Annotated in this window: 15 protein-coding genes, 1 tRNA gene and 2 pseudogenes; 11 read left to right on the plus strand and 7 right to left on the minus strand. The window is 73.2% G+C overall.

The genetic code is table 11. From position 1 onward, the window contains the following. The first annotated feature begins 236 nt into the window (after positions 1-236). The 4 genes from HNR25_RS13025 (at position 237) to pheA (ending at position 3087) form a co-directional block, all read left to right on the plus strand. The gene (locus HNR25_RS13025; RefSeq protein ID WP_184635425.1) at positions 237-779 is read left to right on the plus strand and encodes an ATP-binding protein; all 543 of its coding nucleotides are present in this window, start codon (positions 237-239) and stop codon (positions 777-779) included. A 164-nt stretch (positions 780-943) separates the two neighbouring features. Beyond that, a complete protein-coding gene (locus tag HNR25_RS13030) occupies positions 944-1300 on the plus strand; it encodes an STAS domain-containing protein (protein WP_312862514.1) in 357 nt (118 codons plus the stop codon). Positions 1301-1382: 82 nt separating this feature from the next. After that, positions 1383-2027, plus strand: coding sequence for a DUF4446 family protein (locus tag HNR25_RS25945; RefSeq protein WP_312862515.1), 645 nt, complete (start codon positions 1383-1385; stop codon positions 2025-2027). A 118-nt stretch (positions 2028-2145) separates the two neighbouring features. Further along, positions 2146-3087 (plus strand): prephenate dehydratase, encoded by a 942-nt coding sequence (pheA, locus tag HNR25_RS13040; RefSeq protein WP_184635429.1) that lies wholly within the window; start codon positions 2146-2148, stop codon positions 3085-3087. 32 nt (positions 3088-3119) lie between these two features. On the opposite strand, the gene HNR25_RS13045 is transcribed toward pheA, so the two are convergent. Next, the gene (locus HNR25_RS13045; protein WP_184635432.1) at positions 3120-3302 is read right to left on the minus strand and encodes a hypothetical protein; all 183 of its coding nucleotides are present in this window, start codon (positions 3300-3302) and stop codon (positions 3120-3122) included. Between the two features lie 161 nt (positions 3303-3463). On the opposite strand from HNR25_RS13045, the gene serS reads away from it, so the two are divergent. Continuing rightward, on the plus strand, positions 3464-4729 hold the full coding sequence (gene serS / locus HNR25_RS13050) for a serine--tRNA ligase (RefSeq protein ID WP_184635433.1): 1266 nt from the start codon (positions 3464-3466) through the stop codon (positions 4727-4729). A 110-nt stretch (positions 4730-4839) separates the two neighbouring features. Here serS and HNR25_RS13055 read toward each other — a convergent pair whose 3' ends face one another. Then, complete coding sequence (locus HNR25_RS13055) at positions 4840-5385, minus strand: bacterial proteasome activator family protein (protein ID WP_184635435.1); 546 nt, start codon at positions 5383-5385, stop codon at positions 4840-4842. Between the two features lie 29 nt (positions 5386-5414). Then, positions 5415-6398: an NAD(P)H-quinone oxidoreductase gene (locus HNR25_RS13060; RefSeq protein WP_184635437.1), complete on the minus strand. Its 984-nt coding sequence runs from the start codon at positions 6396-6398 to the stop codon at positions 5415-5417. Positions 6399-7908: 1510 nt separating this feature from the next. On the opposite strand from HNR25_RS13060, the pseudogene HNR25_RS27060 reads away from it, so the two are divergent. Next, a pseudogene (locus HNR25_RS27060) lies at positions 7909-9249 on the plus strand (MinD/ParA family ATP-binding protein); the annotation flags it as partial. 87 nt (positions 9250-9336) lie between these two features. Here the strand turns inward: HNR25_RS27060 and HNR25_RS13070 are convergent. Continuing rightward, positions 9337-9425 (minus strand) — tRNA-Ser (locus HNR25_RS13070). A 130-nt stretch (positions 9426-9555) separates the two neighbouring features. Next, positions 9556-10449 carry a LysR family transcriptional regulator gene (locus tag HNR25_RS13075; protein ID WP_184635441.1) on the minus strand — a complete coding sequence of 298 codons (894 nt, stop codon included), beginning with the start codon at positions 10447-10449 and terminating at the stop codon, positions 9556-9558. Positions 10450-10689: 240 nt separating this feature from the next. Here HNR25_RS13075 and HNR25_RS13080 point away from each other — a divergent pair, with 240 nt between their 5' ends. The 3 genes from HNR25_RS13080 to HNR25_RS13090 all read left to right on the plus strand — a co-directional run bounded on the left by HNR25_RS13080 (position 10690) and on the right by HNR25_RS13090 (position 12410). Further along, positions 10690-11688, plus strand: a complete 999-nt coding sequence (locus tag HNR25_RS13080) for an EamA family transporter (protein WP_184635443.1) — start codon at positions 10690-10692, stop codon at positions 11686-11688. 279 nt (positions 11689-11967) lie between these two features. After that, positions 11968-12186 carry a hypothetical protein gene (locus HNR25_RS13085; RefSeq protein ID WP_184635446.1) on the plus strand — a complete coding sequence of 73 codons (219 nt, stop codon included), beginning with the start codon at positions 11968-11970 and terminating at the stop codon, positions 12184-12186. Then, complete coding sequence (locus HNR25_RS13090; RefSeq protein ID WP_184635448.1) at positions 12186-12410, plus strand: hypothetical protein; 225 nt, start codon at positions 12186-12188, stop codon at positions 12408-12410. The genes HNR25_RS13085 and HNR25_RS13090 overlap by 1 nt, the downstream gene beginning before the upstream one ends. 62 nt (positions 12411-12472) lie before the next feature. Here HNR25_RS13090 and HNR25_RS26520 read toward each other — a convergent pair. Together HNR25_RS26520 and HNR25_RS13100 are read right to left on the minus strand one after the other, a co-directional pair. Then, positions 12473-12664: pseudogene (locus HNR25_RS26520) on the minus strand (ATP-binding cassette domain-containing protein); the annotation flags it as partial. A gap of 10 nt (positions 12665-12674) precedes the next feature. Continuing rightward, entirely contained in the window at positions 12675-14717 is a 2043-nt protein-coding gene (locus tag HNR25_RS13100) for a cation:proton antiporter domain-containing protein (RefSeq protein WP_246463647.1), read from the minus strand. A 95-nt stretch (positions 14718-14812) separates the two neighbouring features. On the opposite strand from HNR25_RS13100, the gene HNR25_RS13105 reads away from it, so the two are divergent. Both HNR25_RS13105 and dnaN read left to right on the plus strand, forming a co-directional pair. Further along, complete coding sequence (locus HNR25_RS13105) at positions 14813-15280, plus strand: DUF4442 domain-containing protein (RefSeq protein ID WP_184635450.1); 468 nt, start codon at positions 14813-14815, stop codon at positions 15278-15280. A gap of 282 nt (positions 15281-15562) precedes the next feature. Beyond that, positions 15563-16705 (plus strand): DNA polymerase III subunit beta, encoded by a 1143-nt coding sequence (gene dnaN / locus HNR25_RS13110; protein WP_184635452.1) that lies wholly within the window; start codon positions 15563-15565, stop codon positions 16703-16705. Positions 16706-16719: the final 14 nt, after the last annotated feature.

Consider the following 16719-nt stretch of genomic DNA (forward strand, 5'->3'; position numbering starts at 1 on the left):
CCGCTCGCAGACCGGTGAGCGCAACCGGTCGGACGAGCACGCGAGGTGTGTTTCCCAGGTGGGCGAACGGGGCATTTCGGTCCTGGCAGAGTCGCACTGCCGGGACTTTGCCGCGAACCGACCAAGTGAATACGGACTGATCGAGGTCGGGGCGTGGGCGGCAGGCTCGTGCTCCCGCCGGTTGCTGAGCGACACCGGGCGCGCCCATCCGGCGCGCCGAGGAACGGGAGAAGGACGTGTCACGAGTTGTACTGCTGCGGCACGCGGCGTCGAGTGTGACGAGCGCGCGCCGGGGGCTGTGCTCCGATCTGCGCGCCTGCGGAGTCGCCGCCGATACGGTCGACGACGCCGCCATCGTTCTGAGCGAGCTGCTGAGTAACGCCCTGCGCCACGCCGCCCCGTTGCCCGAGCCCTTTCCGTCCGAATGCGTCCGGGTGAGCTGGGACGTCGGCGGCGCCGCGGCGGCCGAAGCCCGGGACGGATGGCTGGAGGTGGCCGTATGCGACGGCGGGGCCCAGACCCTGCCGCGCTTGGCCCGCCCCTCGGTTTCGGCCCTCGGCGGGCGCGGGTTGGGCATCGTCGAGAACATCGCGGCCAAGTGGGGCACCGAGGTCGACGACCGCGTAACCACAGTGTGGGCGGTCCTGGAGGCCGCCGTCCCGCCCGGGCGCTGTGTGCCGGGGACCCGCGAGCGCACCCCCGGTTCTTCCGGCGCCTACGGCGGCGACGGCGGTGCGCGCGTCGCCGCCGCGCCGCGCCAGCAGGCGGCCAGCGCCTGAGGACCCGCTCGGGGGCGGCCGTGCCACCCGCTCGCGCCGTGCCCGCTCGCGCCGCGATCGGGGGATCCGCACCCGCTGCGGCGCTTCTCGCGGAACGCGCCCGATGTCCCGAAACGCCGCTGCCGATGTGGCCCGCGCTCTCCGTGGGCGCTACAGTCGCGACCGTGGAGTTGAAGATCTCGAGTCGGTCTCAGGACGGTTGCGCGGTCGTCGCCGTGCGCGGTGAGATCGACCTCTATACGGCACCGCAGCTGCAGAGCGGACTCGTCGACGCGCTGGAGGACGGCGCGCGGCGCCTCGTGGTCGACATGTCGCGGGTGGAGTTCTGCGACTCGACCGGGATGAGCGTCCTGCTGTCGGTCATGAAGCGTGCACGCGCCGCGGACGGCGACCTCGAACTGGTCGCGCCCAAGCCCGCCGTCCGCAAGATCCTGGAAGTCACGGGACTCGACGCCGTCTTCACGGTCCAGGACTCCACCGACGCGCTGCCCGAGACGGCCGGATCGAGCGCTACACCCTGATTCGGCCCGCCCGACGTGGCCGGGTAGGCGAAACGCGCAGAGTAGCGTTTTCATTACGCATAGTGGCGACTACTCTCGCAGTGTGACGACTACGCTTATTACCTATCTGGCCGTTTCCGCTGCGCTGGCAGGGCTGGGCGGACTCGTCCTGGGCGCTTGGGCGATCATGCGCGTTCGCAACGCCGTGCGCGACTGCCGTGACGTGGTCCACCGGCTGCAGCCCGACGACAGCGGGCTGGACACGCGGGCGGTGCGCGACGTCGCGGTCGTGCGCTACGACGCTCTGGAGGAGATGTCGGGGGCACGCTCGTTCTCGTTGGCCCTGCTCAACGCGGCGGGCAACGGTGTCGTCGTGACCTCGATCAACGGGCGCACCGAGACCCGCACCTACGCCAAGACCATCGAGCACGGCCGCGCGGAAGAGGCGCTGTCCCCCGAGGAGTACCGGGCGCTGCGATCGGCCCGCCTCGGCCGGGGACCGGGCAGCCCCGATTCCGAAGAGTCCGCCGGACCCGCCGCACGGGGCGGACGCGCCCCGGGGCGCCGGCGCAAGCGGTCCGGGGCGTCGGCGCCCCAAGGCGCCTCCGCCTCCGCCTCCGCCTCCGAAGCGGGGGGCGCGTCGGCGGGCACCGCGGTCGGCGCCGGCGACGAAGGCGCATCGGTGCGCACGCTGGGTGCCGCCCCGAGCGGGGCGAAGGCGAGCGGACCGGCGAGCGCATCCGAGTGACGCCCCGGGCGGCGCGTGCGCCGCCCGACCGGCGGGGCCGGACGCCGCCGCCGAACGAGCGGTCTCCGGTCTGTGCACAGGGCGATGCCGCAGGTCCCGCGGGTATAACCTGAATCGTATGCGCTACGCCTATCTCGGCCCCGAGGGGACCTTCACCGAGGCCGCACTGCGCGCGCTCAAGCCCGATGCACCGGATTCGGACCGCATCCCCTACCCCGGCGTCGACTCCGTGTTCGCCGCGGTCCGCCGCGGCGACGTCGACGGCGGGACGGTGCCGCTGGAGAACTCCGTCGAGGGCAGTGTCACCGCCACCATCGCCGAGCTGATCAACGGCGATCCACTGCTCATCGCGGCCGAGGTCGCGCTGCCCGTGGAGTTCACCCTGTTCGCGCGCGCAGGATCGGCGATCGCCGACGTCAAGCGGGTCGCCACCCACCCGCACGCGCTGGCGCAGTGCCGCGGGTGGCTCGCGCGCCACCTGCCCGACGCCGAGGTGTTCACCGTCTCCTCCACGGCCGCAGCGGCCCAGAGCGCGTCCGAGCCCGGAAGCCCGTACGACGCCGCCATCTGCGCGCGCATCGCCGGCGAGCGCTACGGTCTGGCCCCGCTCGCCCAAGGCGTCGGCGACCGCGACGACGCCGCGACGCGCTTCGTCCACCTGATGCGGCCGCAGCCGCTGCCCGCACCGACCGACGCCGACCGCACGTCCCTGGTGGCCTTCATCTCCGACGACCACCCGGGCGCGCTGGTCGAACTCCTCAACCAGTTCGCGATGCGGGGGGTGAACCTCACCCGGCTGGAGTCCCGCCCCACCGGCGACGGCCTGGGCCGGTACTGCTTCTGCCTGGACGCCGACGGCCACATCGCCGACCCGGCGGTCGGTGAGGCGCTGATGGGGCTACGGCGGCTGTGCCAGGACGTCCGGTTCCTCGGCAGCTACCCGCGCGCCGAGGCCGAAACCGAGCTGACCCCGTTCATGCCCACACGCGGAACCACCAGTGCCGACTTCTACGAGGCCCAGGAGTGGCTGGCCCGCATCCGCGCCGGCCGGGTCGCCTGAGCAGCCTGCACCGCCGACGCCGTACCCGCCGCTCACCCCGCCTGAGCGGCGGCCTCCAGCGGCCGCTTCCGGTCCAGGGCGCTCGCCAGCCGGTCGCGCAGCGCCTTCTCCAGAGCGGCGTCCTCCGGACAGAGGTAGGGCAACTGGTTCAACGCGGCCAGCACCTCCGCCGCCGTCATCGCACCGAGCGTCTTCATCGGCCACAGCTGTGCCATGGGTCTGGCTCCCCTCCGCTACCGGCGCACCCCCTCCGGTGCGCCCGTGCCTATTACACGATGGCGGACCCCGGTTATGACGCGCTTTCGCACCGGAACCGCCCGGCGGTGGACGCGGGTGTGCGGATGCCGGCCTCCCCGAGCACCGGTAGCCTGCAGATGTGATCGACCTTCGCGCTGTCAGAGAGACCCCCGACCGCCTGCGCGCCTCGCAGCGGGTCCGCGGTGAGGACGAGACCGTCGCCGACCGCCTGCTGGACCTCGACTCCCGGCGCCGTGCCGCGCTCGCGCGCTTCGAAGAGCTGCGCGCCGAGCAGAAGAGCGCGGGCAAGGCGATCTCTTCTGCGGCCCCCGAGGAGCGGGATTCCCTGCTGGCCGAGGCCAAGGAGCTGGCCTCCCGTGTCAAGCAGGCGGAGTCCGAAGCCGACGAGCTCGGCACCGAGGTCGACCGCCTGCTGCGGGAGATCCCCAACATCGTCGACGAGGACACCCCCGATGGCGGGGTCGACGACTTCCGGGTGCTGGAGCAGGTCGGCACCCCGGCCGACTTCGACTTCACCCCGCGCGACCACCTGGAGCTGGGCGAGCTGCTCGGCGCCATCGACACCGACCGGGGCGCCAAAGTCTCGGGGGCGCGCTTCTACTTCCTCACCGGGGTGGGCGCGCTGCTGGAGCTGGGCCTGCTGAACATGGCCATGCAGCAGGCGGTCGCCAACGGCTTCACCCCCATGGTCCCGCCGGTCCTGGTGCGGCCGGAGGCCATGGAGGGCACCGGTTTCCTCGGCGAGCACGCCGACGAGATCTACCGGTTGGAAGCCGACGACCTCTACCTCGTGGGCACCTCCGAGGTCCCGCTGGCCGGATTCCACTCCGACGAGATCCTGGGCGCCGACGGGTTGCCCAACCGCTACGTCGGGTGGTCGTCGTGCTTCCGCCGCGAAGCCGGCTCCTACGGCAAGGACACCCGCGGCATCATCCGGGTGCACCAGTTCAACAAGGTCGAGATGTTCGTCTACACCCGTCCCGAGGACGCCCGCGAGGAGCACGAGCGGCTGCTGTCCTGGGAGCGCGAGATGCTCGACAAGCTCGAACTCCCCTACCGCGTGGTCGACATCGCAGGCGGCGATCTGGGCACCAGCGCCGCCCGCAAGTTCGACTGCGAGGCGTGGATGCCCACCCAGGGCCGCTACCGGGAGCTGACCTCGACCTCCAACTGCACCGACTTCCAGGCACGGCGGCTCAACACGCGCTTCCGCGACGACGCCGGGAAGCCGCGCTTCGCAGCCACGCTCAACGGAACACTGGCCACCACCCGCTGGATCGTGGCGATCCTGGAGAACCACCAGCGGGCCGACGGTTCGGTCGTGGTCCCCGAGGCGCTGCGCTCCTTCGTCGGCCGCGAGGTCCTCGAACCCGTCAAGGGCTGAGCTCTCTGCCCGGAGGCGCCGATGGAGGCGTCGATCTTGTAGCTACGGTGCGTGAAAGCGATTTCCAGTGACCGTAGCTACAAGATCGACGCGATGTGCCGCGGGGCAGGTTACAGATAGGGCCCGGACCGCAGGTCGCTCTGCTCGCCCTCCCCCGCGGTCCCGCCGGCCGGCAGGGCGTGGCGCATGTTCTCCAGCTGCGCACGGGCCGCCATCTGCTGGGCGAACACGGTGGTCTGGATGCCGTGGAACAAGCCCTCCAACCACCCCACGAGCTGGGCCTGGGCGATGCGCAGTTCGGCGTCGCTGGGGGTGCCGCCCTCGGCGAACGGCAGGGTGAGGCGCTCCAGCTCCTCGATCAGCTCGGGGGCGAGGCCGTCCTCCAGCTCCGTTATGGAGTTGGTGTGGATCTCACGCAGCCGGGCGCGGCTGGCCTCGTCCAGCGGGGCGGCCTTCACCTCCTCCAGCAACTGGCGGATCATACTGCCGATCCGCATGACTTTGGCAGGCTGCTCGACCATCTCGCTCAGTGGACGCGACGCGGCCTCCCCGCCGCCTTCGGCGCCCCGTCCACCGGATCCGGGCGCGGAACTTTCGCCGGCGGATCCCATGACCAGCACGTCCGGATGCTTGTCCTCGTCGAACCGTTCGCTCATCAATCCCTCACCTGAAAGATGTCCGATCGTCAGCGGGTGAGCACGATCTTACCGACGTGCGCACTCGACTCCATGATGCTGTGTGCTTCGGCGGCGCGCTGCAACGGCAGCTCCCGGTCCACGATAGGGCGGACGGTGCCGTCGGACACGAGAGGCCAGACGTGTTCGGCGACACCGGCCACGATGGCCGCCTTCTCGTCGACCGGCCGGGCGCGCAGTGTCGTGGCGTGCACCGACAGCCGCTTGACGAGCATGCGTCCCAGGTCGAGTTCGGCGGATCGCCCGCCCATGAGTCCGATGACGGTCAGCCTTCCCCCGACGTTGAGCGAGCGCACGTTGTCGGCCAGGTAGGACCCGCCCATGATGTCGAGGATGACGTCGGCGCCCGCGCCGCCGGTCTCCTCCTTCACCCGGTCGGGGAAGTCCTCCTCGCGGTAGTTGATGCCGGCGTCGGCGCCGAGCTCACGGCACGTCCGGAGTTTCTCGGCGCTGCCGGCGGTAGTGAGCACCCGGGCTCCGCGCGCGTGTGCGAGCTGGATGGCGAACGTGCCGATGCCGCTGCCGCCGCCGTGTACCAGGAGGGTTTCACCGGCGGTGAGACCGCCGACCATGAACACGTTGGACCACACGGTGCAGGCCACCTCGGGCAGGGCGGCCGCTGTGACCAGGTCGATCCCCTCCGGAACCGGCAGCAACTGGCCCACGGGCACACCGACCCGCTCGGCGTAGCCGCCGCCGCTGAGCAGGGCGCAGACGGGGTCGCCCACCGACCAGCCCGACCCTTCGGTGCCGGGCCCCAGGGCGGCGATGCGGCCGGAGCACTCCAGGCCGGGGTACTCCGGGGTTCCGGGCGGCGGGGCGTAGTTGCCCAGACGCTGCATGATGTCGGCGCGGTTGGCCGCCGTTGCGGAGACGTCGACGAGGACCTCGCCGTCGCCGGGGGTGGGGTCGGGGACCTCGGTCCAGGTCAGGACGTCGGCCGGGCCGGGTTCTGTGATGCGGATCGCGTGCATGCGGCAACGCTACCCAGCCGGGGGCCGGTCGCGCTTCCCGTCCCGGCCTGCTGCGGACGGCGGGCTTCGGCCGCACGGGGGTTCCGGTTTTGGCCGCGGCTCGTATCTTTGTTGGCGGAGGAGACAATGAGTCGTGAGTCCGGGTCTGGTCTGCCCGAGTCCCCCGGCGCAGCCAGGCGGCAGCGATCGGACATCGCGCACCCGAGCAAGCGTCTTGAGGAGAACCGCGTTGGCAGACCGAGAGCACGACGGTTCCGAGCATGCCGGTACGCGCGCCTGGGACGGGCGGCACGACCGGGACGCCGGCACGGGTGAGGTTCCCGCCGATCAGGGGGCGGCCCCCGCGCCGCCCGAGCAGTGGTTCGGCGACACGGACCCGCCCCCTCCCCCGTACGCCGTCGACGAGAGCGCGGTGTCGCCGCCCTACGCGGTAGGCGGCAGGGGCCCGTCCGAAACCGGCCCGCGCGAGCAGCAGCCGCCGCAGCCGCAGCGGAATCCGCAGAGTTCCGCCGCGGACGGGTCCGTCGAGGACGCGTATCCGGGCGGACCGGAGCCGGGCTATCCCTACAGCCCGGCTTTCCCCCGCGATTCCTCCGGTTCCGTCCCGCAGGGTCCCCCGCCCGGGCCGGGCCCGCAGGACGACCGGCAGCCGCAGCGGCCGGCGGCCGGAGCTTCCGGCGGGCCGCGGCAGCAGCCGCCCGGGGACCCGTGGCAGGCGGACTACCCCTCGGGCCCCTACCCGGCGCCGGAGCCCGGTCGGCAGGACGGTCCGCCGCAGCCGCAGCAGCGTCCCGGCGGTACCGCGCCCGCCGGAGGGGCGTACCCGGGCGGACCGGGGGCCGGCGATCCCTACAGCCCCGCCGCGCCGTACGACGCTTCCGGCTCCGGGACGCGGCCGGAGCCCTACTCCGCGCCGGGCGCGCCCGGCGGCCGACCGGTGCCCCCAGCGTCCCCGGGGCACGAGGAGCGCCCGCCCGGCCACGGATGGGCGCCGCCCGGTGCCGCCCCCGCCCCGCACTCCCCGCAGGACCCCGCGGCCTCCGACCGCGGGCCGAGCGGCCCGCCGGCTCCCGGACGCGGTTACGCGGACGGGGGGCCGGAGCGGTCCGGGAACGGCGCCCCCGGGGAACCGGGCCGGGACTCCGCCGGCCCTCCGGGACGGCAGCCGGCCGCGCCGCCGTGGAGCACCGGCGCGTCCAGCGGCTTCTCGCAATGGGCGCCGCCCGAGCGCGCGCCGAGTCCGGGCGCCGACGCCCGCACCGGAACCGGAGCGCACCCGAACGGGACCGCGCCGCGTCCCGGCGAGTCGACCGACGTCATCCCGCCGTTGCGGGACGGCGCCGCGCCGCCGCCCGGAACGCGGGAGCCCCGCGCGTCCGCCGACGCGGGTGCGTCCGCGGGCGCACCGGCCGCGGGCGGTCCCGCGGCGGCGGGACCGGAGCAGGACGTCCCCGCCCCCGAGCAGCTTCCGCCGCTGCCGCCCGACACGGCAGCTCCGCAGGCGTGGGGGCCGCAGCGCCCCGCATCCGCGCCGCAGCCCCCGCCGGGGCAATGGGGACGGGGACAAAGGGGACCGGGGGAGCCGCCGGGACCGGAGGCGGCGCCGTCGGGTCCGCAGAGCCGGGACGCGCCGCCTCCGGCGCCCGGCCCGGCCCACCCGCCCGGCCCCTGGCAGCAGGGCGGGCGGCCCCGTCCCGGGCCCGACTACGACGGGTCCTACGATCCGTACCGGCAGCCCGGAGCCGGGCCGGCCGGCGCGCCCGCGCCGCACCCCGGTGCGCCGCCCGGACCCCACCAGCCGGGGCAGCCGTACCAGCCGGCGCCCGGTCCGCAGTCCGGTCCGCAGCCGGGGTTCCAGTACTCCGCCCACTTCGCCGAGGGTGTGCAGCCCGCCCAGCAGTACCCCGGCCAGGGCGGCCATCCCGAGACCGCCGAGGACCTGCGCGCGGAGAACCTCGTCGGCGACAAGAGCCGGGGGCCCGGCAAGGGCTGGCGCAAGGCGCTGCACTCGGCCACGTTCGGCCTGATCAACGTGGGGGAGTCCGCGGCCGAGCAGCGCCGCCGGGACCTGACCGAGCGCGCGCGCACGCACGTGGGCGGCGGTCACCACCGGGTGGCGGTGCTGAGCCTCAAAGGCGGCGTGGGCAAGACCACCACCACGGTGGCACTGGGGTCGATGCTCGCCTCGCTGCGGGGCGACCGGGTGCTGGCCGTCGACGCCAACCCCGACCGCGGCACCCTGTCCGACAAGGTGCGGCTGGAGACCGCGGCCACGATCCGCGACCTGCTCAACGAGCGGGGCGCGGTCTCCCGCTACGCCGACATCCGCGGGTTCACGTCCCAGGCCGACAGCCGTCTGGAGATCCTCGCCTCCGACCGGGACCCCGCGGTTTCGGAGGCTTTCAGCGAGGAGGACTACCGCGAGGTCTGTCGACTGCTGGAGCACTACTACTCCATCTGCCTGACCGACTGCGGAACCGGTCTGCTGCATTCGGCCATGAGCGGCGTTCTCGGGCTGTCCGACCAGATCGTGCTGGTCAGTTCGGCGTCGGTCGACGGGGCGCGCAGCGCGAGCGCGACCTTGGACTGGCTGGAGGCCCACCAGTACGGATCGCTGGTGCGCGGCGCGGTCGTGGTGCTGTCCATGGTGCGCACCGGCAAGAGCAGCGTGGACCTGGAACGGCTGGAGCAGCACTTCGCGAGCCGGTGCCGCGCGGTCATGCGTGTGCCGTGGGACTCCCATTTGGAGGAGGGCGCCGAGGTGGATCTGGAGCGTCTGGCACCCGGCACCCGCGACGCCTACCTGCAACTGGCCGCGACCGTGGGCGAGGCTTTCGCCTGGCCGCGGTGAAGGCGGCCCCGGGGCGCCCCGGGGCCGTGGACGCGAATAGCCCTCCGCCGACCGGGAGGTCCCGACCGGCGGAGGGCTGCACCGTTGCGGAGGGTGTGGGATTCGAACCCACGAGATCCCGCTAAGGATCTTGTGCTTTTCAAGAGCACCGCACTCGGCCGCTATGCGAACCCTCCGGGAAGGCGGCCACGCAGGCCGCCCACAGCATAGCGCAGACATCGGCGTGGCCCCGGGATCGCGCGGGTTCCTCTGCGCCGTCCGGGCGTCCGGCCGTCCGGGCGCCCGGGTGGCCGGTCGGACCGGTGGTCAGGCGGAGAGGTGGTCCTCCAGGGCGGCGACGCACGCGCGGATCGGCGGGGTCTGCGATCCCGTCCGCCACACCGCGGTGATCCGGCGCCGCAGAGGCGACTCCAGCGGTAGGAAGCGGACCTCCGGCGGGGCGGGCCACTGCGCCATCTCGGGGGTGAGGGCGGCGGCGAGGCCGGCGGCGACCAGAGCCAGCTGAGTGGGGATCTCGTCGAGCAGGTAGCGCACATCCGGCTCCACACCCCGGCTGCGCAGCGCCTGCACGAGTGCTTCGTGCTGCTCCGTGCCGGGCGAGCAGCAGGCGAACGGCGTGCCCTCCAGCTCGGCCAGGCCGATCCGCTCGCGCTCGGCCAAGGGGTGGTCGGCCGCCACCGCCGCACTGACCTCTTCGTCGACCAGCGGTCGCACGGCCAGACCCGGCGGCAGGAAAGCCGGGCGGTTGGCCCAGCTTTCCACCAGCAGCAGGTCCAGTTCGCCGCGGCGCAGCAGCGGCATCAGGTCGATGACCTCGCCGTCGCGGACCGAGGGAACGAGGCGCGGGTGCGCACGGGCGAGTTCGGCGAGGGATCGGGGGAGCAGGGTGCGGACGGCGCTGCCGACGGCGCCGATGCGCAGCGGCCCCAGAATCTCCTCGCGCAGGTCGGCGAGATCGGTTTCGGCGGCGCTGACCTGCGCCATCACGCCGGCCGCATGGGCGGCGAGGACGCGGCCCGCGTGGGTGAGGCGGACGCCGCGCCCGTCGGGCTCCAGCAGGCGGTGGCCGGTCTCGCTCTCCAGCTTGCCCAGGTGCTGGGAGAGGCCGGACGGTGTGACGTGCAGCGCCTGCGCGGCCTGCGCGACGGTGCCGTGTACGGCGACCGCGTCCAGCACGCGCAGCCGCTCCAGATTGAACACGTGAGCGATGCTACCGAGCGGCGCTCGCCCCTACCCCCGGGCACCCCCGGCTCCCCCGGAATCGCGGTGATCTTGTAGCTACGGAGAGTGAAACCGATTTCCCGTGACGTTAGCTACAAGATCGACGCCCGAGAGGGTGGCGGCCTGTCGCCGGCCTGCGGTACACATAAGCGTCGCTACCGATTTTCAGGAAGAAATGATCGCTTTTGCTTCCTGGGTTCGGTCGGCACAGTGGTTGCCATGCACAGGCAGGATGACCCGACGACGACCATCGCGGCTGCGGACACGGCCCGGCCCGCGGCCGCCGGTACCGGCTCCGCGGCCGGGTCCGGACGGGGCGCGGGTCCGCTCGACCGGCTGAACCCGGTACCGGCGGCCCTGGCCGGAGCCGCCGGGAACTCGACCTCCGCGGCCTTCGCGAAGCTCGCCGCGGCGGGTCCCGGCACGACGGCGTTCCTGCGCAGCGCCCTCGCCCTGGTCGTCCTTCTGCCGCTGGCGGCGGCCGAGTACCGCGCACGGGGTCCGCGCCCGAGGCGGCTCCTCGCCGCCGACGCCGCGGCCGGCGTGCTGCTGGGCGTGGACTACGTGTTCTGGGCCCGCAGCATCGACGGCGTCGGCGCCTCCGTCGCCGCCGTTCTGATCAACGTGCAGGTCGTGGTCTTCCCCCTGCTGGCCTGGGCCTTCAGCGGTGTCCGCCCGTCCGCCCGGTTCGCTTTCGCCGTGCCGGTGATGCTGGCCGGGGTGGCTCTCGCCGGCGGCGCGGTCGGCGGTGCCGCGCCGGGCGGGTACCCGGTCTCCGGCGCCCTCAGCGGTGCCGCTGCCGGCGTCGCCTACGCCGGCTACCTGTTCATCGCCCGATCGGCGGGAGGTACCGGCCACAGCGCAGTGCCGGTGTTCGTCTCGACGCTGAGCGCGGCCGCGGCGGCGGCCGTAGTGGGCGGCTTCTGGACCGGCATCGACCTGTCGCTGCCGCTCGCGTCGTGGGGATGGCTGGCGGCCCTCGCGCTGCTGGGCCAGGTCTTCTCGTGGCTGCTCCTGGGCTCGGCCCTGCCGAAACTCGCCCCGGGCACGGGCGCGGCCCTGCTGCTGGTGCAACCGGTGCTGGCGCTGGGAGTGGGGACCGTCTTCCTCGGCGAGCGGCCGACCGCCGCCCAGACGGGCGGTTGCGCCCTCGTCCTGCTCGCGGCCTGGGCCGCTGCCGCCGGACGGCCGAAGCCGGCTCGGCGGCATGCCCCCTGATGAGTACGAGGTGGCCGACAGCACCCGAGACGGGCCATCCGACATCGATACCACCGGCCGGAGCCTCACCCAGCCAGGTAACCCGGTCTCCGGCGAAACGGGGGAACCTCACCGTCGACGCCCAACAGGTGGAGGCCGCATCCAGCCGCCTCGCCCGGGTGTCGCCCCGCCCGCGGGTTCGGACCGTCGTCGGCTTCGGGGGAACCGGTCGGAGCGCGCATACGTCCGTTTTTGCGGCAGCCGGTACCCGCCCGGACACGAACGAGGGACGGAGATCCCGTGGACGAAATCTTGAGTGGACTGACCGACCCGTATGTCCTCTTCGCGCTGTTCTACATCGCCTGTGCGGTCCCGTTGCTGTTCACACCGACGTGGCGCCTCTTGCGGTCGAGCGCCCACAGCCAGGACGAGCCGTCCTCGACGAGAATGCGGGTCGTGCGACTCGCCCTGGTGCCGCTCTGCCTGCTAGCCGCCGTGTTCGTGGTCGTGAACATCTGATGTCCGTACTCGCCGAAACCCTCACCGACCCGTTGACTCTGTTCGTGCTGGTCGGCTTGGCTACGCAGACCGCGGTTACGGTCGATCCGGAGATCGTCTGGCGGCGTCGGGGCCGCAACCGCCTCGATGCCCTGCCTCCCCGCCTGGCCGCGGTGTTCCTGTGGACGACCCGGATCTCGGCGCTCGTGGCCATCGTCGTCTTGGTCGCCTTCCTGTTCATTTGATGCCGGGGGCGGAGCGGGGCGAACGCCGACGATCCGAGGGCTCAGACGTGGGTCGGCGTGTCGACGTCGACGACCGTGTCGCCGTTGCCGGCGTCGAGCGCGCCGGTGGGTTCGTCCGCCAGGACCACCGAGGGCCGTTCGACCATGAGCCGGGCCAGGGCGACGCGCTGCTGTTCGCCGCCGGAGAGGTGGTGGATCACCCGGCGCGGAATGCGAGCGGCAGCGAGGCGAACGGACCGGCGGCTCCGGCGCACCCACGCGGACTCACTCCTTCGGTGCGATCCGGGTGCCGTCCAGGTAGCACCAGGCCCAGTCCTCACCGGGCTCGGCGGAGGTGACCAACGGGTGCTCGGAGCCGCTCGCGTGGGCCGAGGCGTGGCGGTTCGGCGAGGAGTCGCAGCAGCCCACGTTCCCGCAGCTCAGGCAGATCCGCAGGTGCACCCAGTCGCGCTCGCCCATGCGCAGGCAGTCGGCGCAGCCCGCCGTGCCGGGCAGGACCGGCCGGGTTTCGGCGGTGTGCGGGCAGGGCGACTGCGGGTCGGCGGTGAAGCCGACGGGTACGTGCGGGTCGGGGCGGCGTCCGGGGGCCGGTGCCGGCAGGCCGAGCGCGTCCAGCACGGTGCCGGACAGGTCGGCGGAGACGCTGCCCGTCGTGTCGACGATGCGGTCGGCGCCGGCGGGGGCGAGGAGGCCGGTTTCGGGAGCGTCGACGGTCCGCACCACGATGGGCGCGCCGGGCACGAGCCGCCGGAGGACGGCGACGATGCGGGCGCTCTCCTCGCTGGTGTTCTCCGCGACGACGACGGCGCGGGCCGCGGACACCCCCGCGTCCTCCAGGACGTTGTGCCGCATCGGGTCGCCGCGCACCACCGTGTGGCCTTGGGCCTCGGCGGCTGAGGCGAGGTCGGGGCCCAGCGTCGTGACGGTGACGGGGATGCCGCGGGCCCGCACCGCCGCGGCGAGTTCGGCGGACACCGGCCCCCAGCCCGAGATGAGCACCGGCGCTTCTGCGGCCGCCTGCCCGGCGCTGGCGCCGGAGGGCGCTCCCGATTGCGGGGGTGTCCCGCGGCGGGAACCCGCCCATCTGCCCAGCCGGTCGCCCAGCGCCGACAGTGCCGGGGTCAGGGTCATCAGCAGCACCGTGACCGCGATGAGCACTTGTTCTCCGTCTTCGCCCAGACCTCCCGGTTCGAGCCCGGCCTGGGCGCCCGCGCGCTGCAGGACGAACGAGAACTCGCCGATCTGGGCGAGCAGCAGGCCGCCCGCGACCGCGGTCGAGGTGCCCACGCCCAGGGTCGCCAGGGCCGTCGTCGCGGTGGCGGCCTTGATTACGACGACCGCGGCGGCCAGCAGCAGGACCAGCCACCACAGGTCCAGCAGCGTCCGCAGGTCCAGCAGCATGCCGATGGAGACGAAGAACGTGGCGCTGAAGAGGATCTGCAGCGGCAGCACCTCGCCGAGGGCGTGGGCGCTGTGCCGCGATTCGCTGACGACCAGCCCGGCCAGGAACGCGCCCAGCGCGACGCTGACGCCGGCGAGCGAGGTCAGGTAGGCGGTGCCCAGCCCGATGGCGACCACGGTCAGCAGGAAGACTTCGGGCGAGCAGGCCCGCGCGACCCGCTCCAGCAGCGGCGGCATGACCTTGCGGGCCACGAGCAGCACGACGACCAGCACGGCGGCCGCGGTTCCCAGCGCACGCGCGATCTCCAGGGGGCCTTCGCCCGATCCGCCCAGCAGCGGGACGAGCAGCACCATCAGCACCACGGCCAGGTCCTGGAAGATCAGTGTGGCGACGGAGGCTTGGCCGACCGGCTCCGTGGTGCGCCCGGCCGAGGCGAGCACCTTGAGCACGATGGCGGTGGAGGACAGCGCGACGAGGAAACCGGTGAACACGGCGGTCTGCCAGTCCGCCCCGAACGCCAGGACCAGTCCCGCGGTGGCGCCGGCCGTGAGGAGCACCTGCAGGCCGCCGCCGACCAGCACGTGGTTCTTGATGGCGGCCAGGCGGTCCAGGGAGAACTCGATGCCGATGGTGAACAGCAGGAGTATGACCCCGATGTCGGCGGCGGCTTCGACGGTTTCGGTGGTGGCGACCAGGCCGAGCTGGTGGGGACCGATCAGCACGCCCGCCAGGAGGAACCCGACGATGGGTACGACGCGCACCTTCACGCTGAGATAGCCGATGACGGCGGCCGCGCACAGCAGCAGGACCACGGGTGGCAGGTAGGCCGGCGTCTCTTCGGCGGCCAGGAGCATGGGGTGTCCCTTCGTGCGCTGCTCACGGGCCCGGTCGGGCCAGGCCAGCATAGGCGCAGACCCTGCCGGGGACGAAGGGCGGGTGCGGGAGGGCCGGCAGGGGTGGTGCCCGGCAACATCGGTTACTAGCGAGTAATATCCCGGGTATGGCAACCATGGACACAGAGACCGCCGCGTCCGTGAAATCCGGTTTCACGGCGGCGGTGCCCTTCGCCCGGACCCTGGGCGTGGAATTCCTCGACGTCGACTACGGCCGGGTCGTGATGCGGCTCCCCGACGACCAGGCCCACCACAACCACGTCGGCGGACCGCACGCCGGTGCGATGTTCACACTCGGCGAGTCGGCGTCGGGCGCGATCGTCACCGGAACATTCGGCGACCGGCTCGACCGTTGCGTCCCCTTGGCCGTGCACGCCGACATCCGCTACTACAAGCTCGCCATGGGCGACATGATCGCCGAGGCGAAGCTGGCCCGGCCGCGGCAGGAGATCGTCGCCGAACTCGACGAGGGCGGGCGCCCGGAGTTCGCGGTCGAGGTCGAGCTGCGCACCGAGGACGGTACGGCCACCGGCGCGATGACCGTCACCTGGACGCTCAAGCCCACCCGGAGCTGACCCCGCGCGCCCGCGCGGCCCGCCCGCCGCGGTTCGCGGTCCGGAGTCCGGGCCGCGTCCCCGCGGTGCGGCCGGCCGTAGTGACACCCCGCCCACGTGGGAGGAGGGGCGCGGCTGCGCGAGGCGACGGTCCGGGAGACGTTTCCGCGCGCTCGCCGGACGGAATGTCGCCCCTGACGGCTACGGTAACCGTGCCCGGAGCCGAGGCGGCTGCACCGGGAGCCGACCGGGTGCGACGGGGCCGGAGAAGGTCCGGCCGCCGGATACGTGAGGTGGGACAGCGTGAGATTGAGAGCCGACCGCGATTCGTTCGCCGACGCCGTGACGTGGACCGCTCGCGCCCTCCCGGCGCGCCCGTCCCTTCCGGTCCTGGCCGGCATGCGGCTTGAGGCCGAGCCCGGCTCCTCCGCGCTGCGCCTGTCCGGCTTCGACTACGAGGTGTCGGCGCGCGCCGAGGTCGAGGTGAGCGTCGAAGAGCCCGGCGCTCTGCTCATCTCCGGCCGACTGCTCGCCGAGATCGTGCGCAACCTCCCCGACGCCCCCGTAGACGTCCGGGCCGAGGGTTCCCGCGTCCTCATCACCTGTGGCAGCGCGCGTTTCACACTGCTCACCCTGCCCATCGAGGACTACCCGTCGCTGCCCCCGATGCCTGAGGGCAGCGGTTCGCTCAGCGCCGACTCCTTCGCCGGAGCGGTGCGCCAGGTCGCCCCGGCCGCCAGCCGCGACGACACGCTGCCCATGCTCACCGGCGTCGACATCGCCTTCTCCGGCGAAACGCTGACCCTTGCGGCCACCGACCGCTACCGCGTCGCTGTACGCAAGCTGTGGTGGAAACCGCAGGTCGCCGACCTCGAAACCTCCGCCCTGGTGCCCGCGCGCACTCTGCACGAGGTCGCCCGCTCGCTCACCGGCGGCACGAACCTCGACCTCGCGCTGTCTGCCGCCGCCGGCGACCGCACGCACGGCGAGGGGATGATCGGATTCGACAACAACGGGCGCCGTACCACCACGCGCCTGATCGACAGCGACTTCATCGCCTACGAGTCCCGGTTCCCCCGGGAGGCCGCGGGCCGCGCCACGGTCGCCACCGCCCCGCTGATCGAGGCGGTCAAGCGGGTTGCGCTGGTCGCCGACCGCAACACCCCGCTGCGCCTGTCGTTCAGCGAAGGGGAGGTCGTACTGGAGGCCGGGTCCGGCGAGGACGCCCAAGCCGCCGAGGCGCTGGCCGTCGAGTTCAGCGGCGATCCCGTCCGGGTGGCGTTCACCCCCGAGTACTTCCTCGACGGCCTCGGTGCCGTGCATTCCGAACACGTCCGCATCGACTTCACGGCACCGACCAAGCCGGTCGTCCTCACCGACGTGCCCGCCGACGAGGGGCAGGCGCCGGAATTCCGCTACCTGGTGATGCCGCTCCGGGTGGCGTAGCCGCAGCGGCCGCC

The sequence above is a fragment of the Streptomonospora salina genome, assembly GCF_014204715.1.
Classification (GTDB): Bacteria; Actinomycetota; Actinomycetes; order Streptosporangiales; family Streptosporangiaceae; genus Streptomonospora; species Streptomonospora salina.

What these genes read in the sequence shown, in the direction of transcription:
- pheA (WP_184635429.1), top strand. Translation starts at nt 2,146, where the DNA reads ATGCGCTACGCCTATCTCGGCCCCGAGGGGACCTTCACCGAGGCCGCA.
- HNR25_RS13045 (WP_184635432.1), bottom strand. Translation starts at nt 3,302, where the DNA reads ATGGCACAGCTGTGGCCGATGAAGACGCTCGGTGCGATGACGGCGGCG.
- HNR25_RS13055 (WP_184635435.1), bottom strand. Translation starts at nt 5,385, where the DNA reads ATGAGCGAACGGTTCGACGAGGACAAGCATCCGGACGTGCTGGTCATG.
- HNR25_RS13060 (WP_184635437.1), bottom strand. Translation starts at nt 6,398, where the DNA reads ATGCACGCGATCCGCATCACAGAACCCGGCCCGGCCGACGTCCTGACC.
- HNR25_RS13080 (WP_184635443.1), top strand. Translation starts at nt 10,690, where the DNA reads ATGCACAGGCAGGATGACCCGACGACGACCATCGCGGCTGCGGACACG.
- HNR25_RS13090 (WP_184635448.1), top strand. Translation starts at nt 12,186, where the DNA reads ATGTCCGTACTCGCCGAAACCCTCACCGACCCGTTGACTCTGTTCGTG.
- HNR25_RS13100 (WP_246463647.1), bottom strand. Translation starts at nt 14,717, where the DNA reads ATGCTGGCCTGGCCCGACCGGGCCCGTGAGCAGCGCACGAAGGGACAC.
- HNR25_RS13105 (WP_184635450.1), top strand. Translation starts at nt 14,813, where the DNA reads ATGGCAACCATGGACACAGAGACCGCCGCGTCCGTGAAATCCGGTTTC.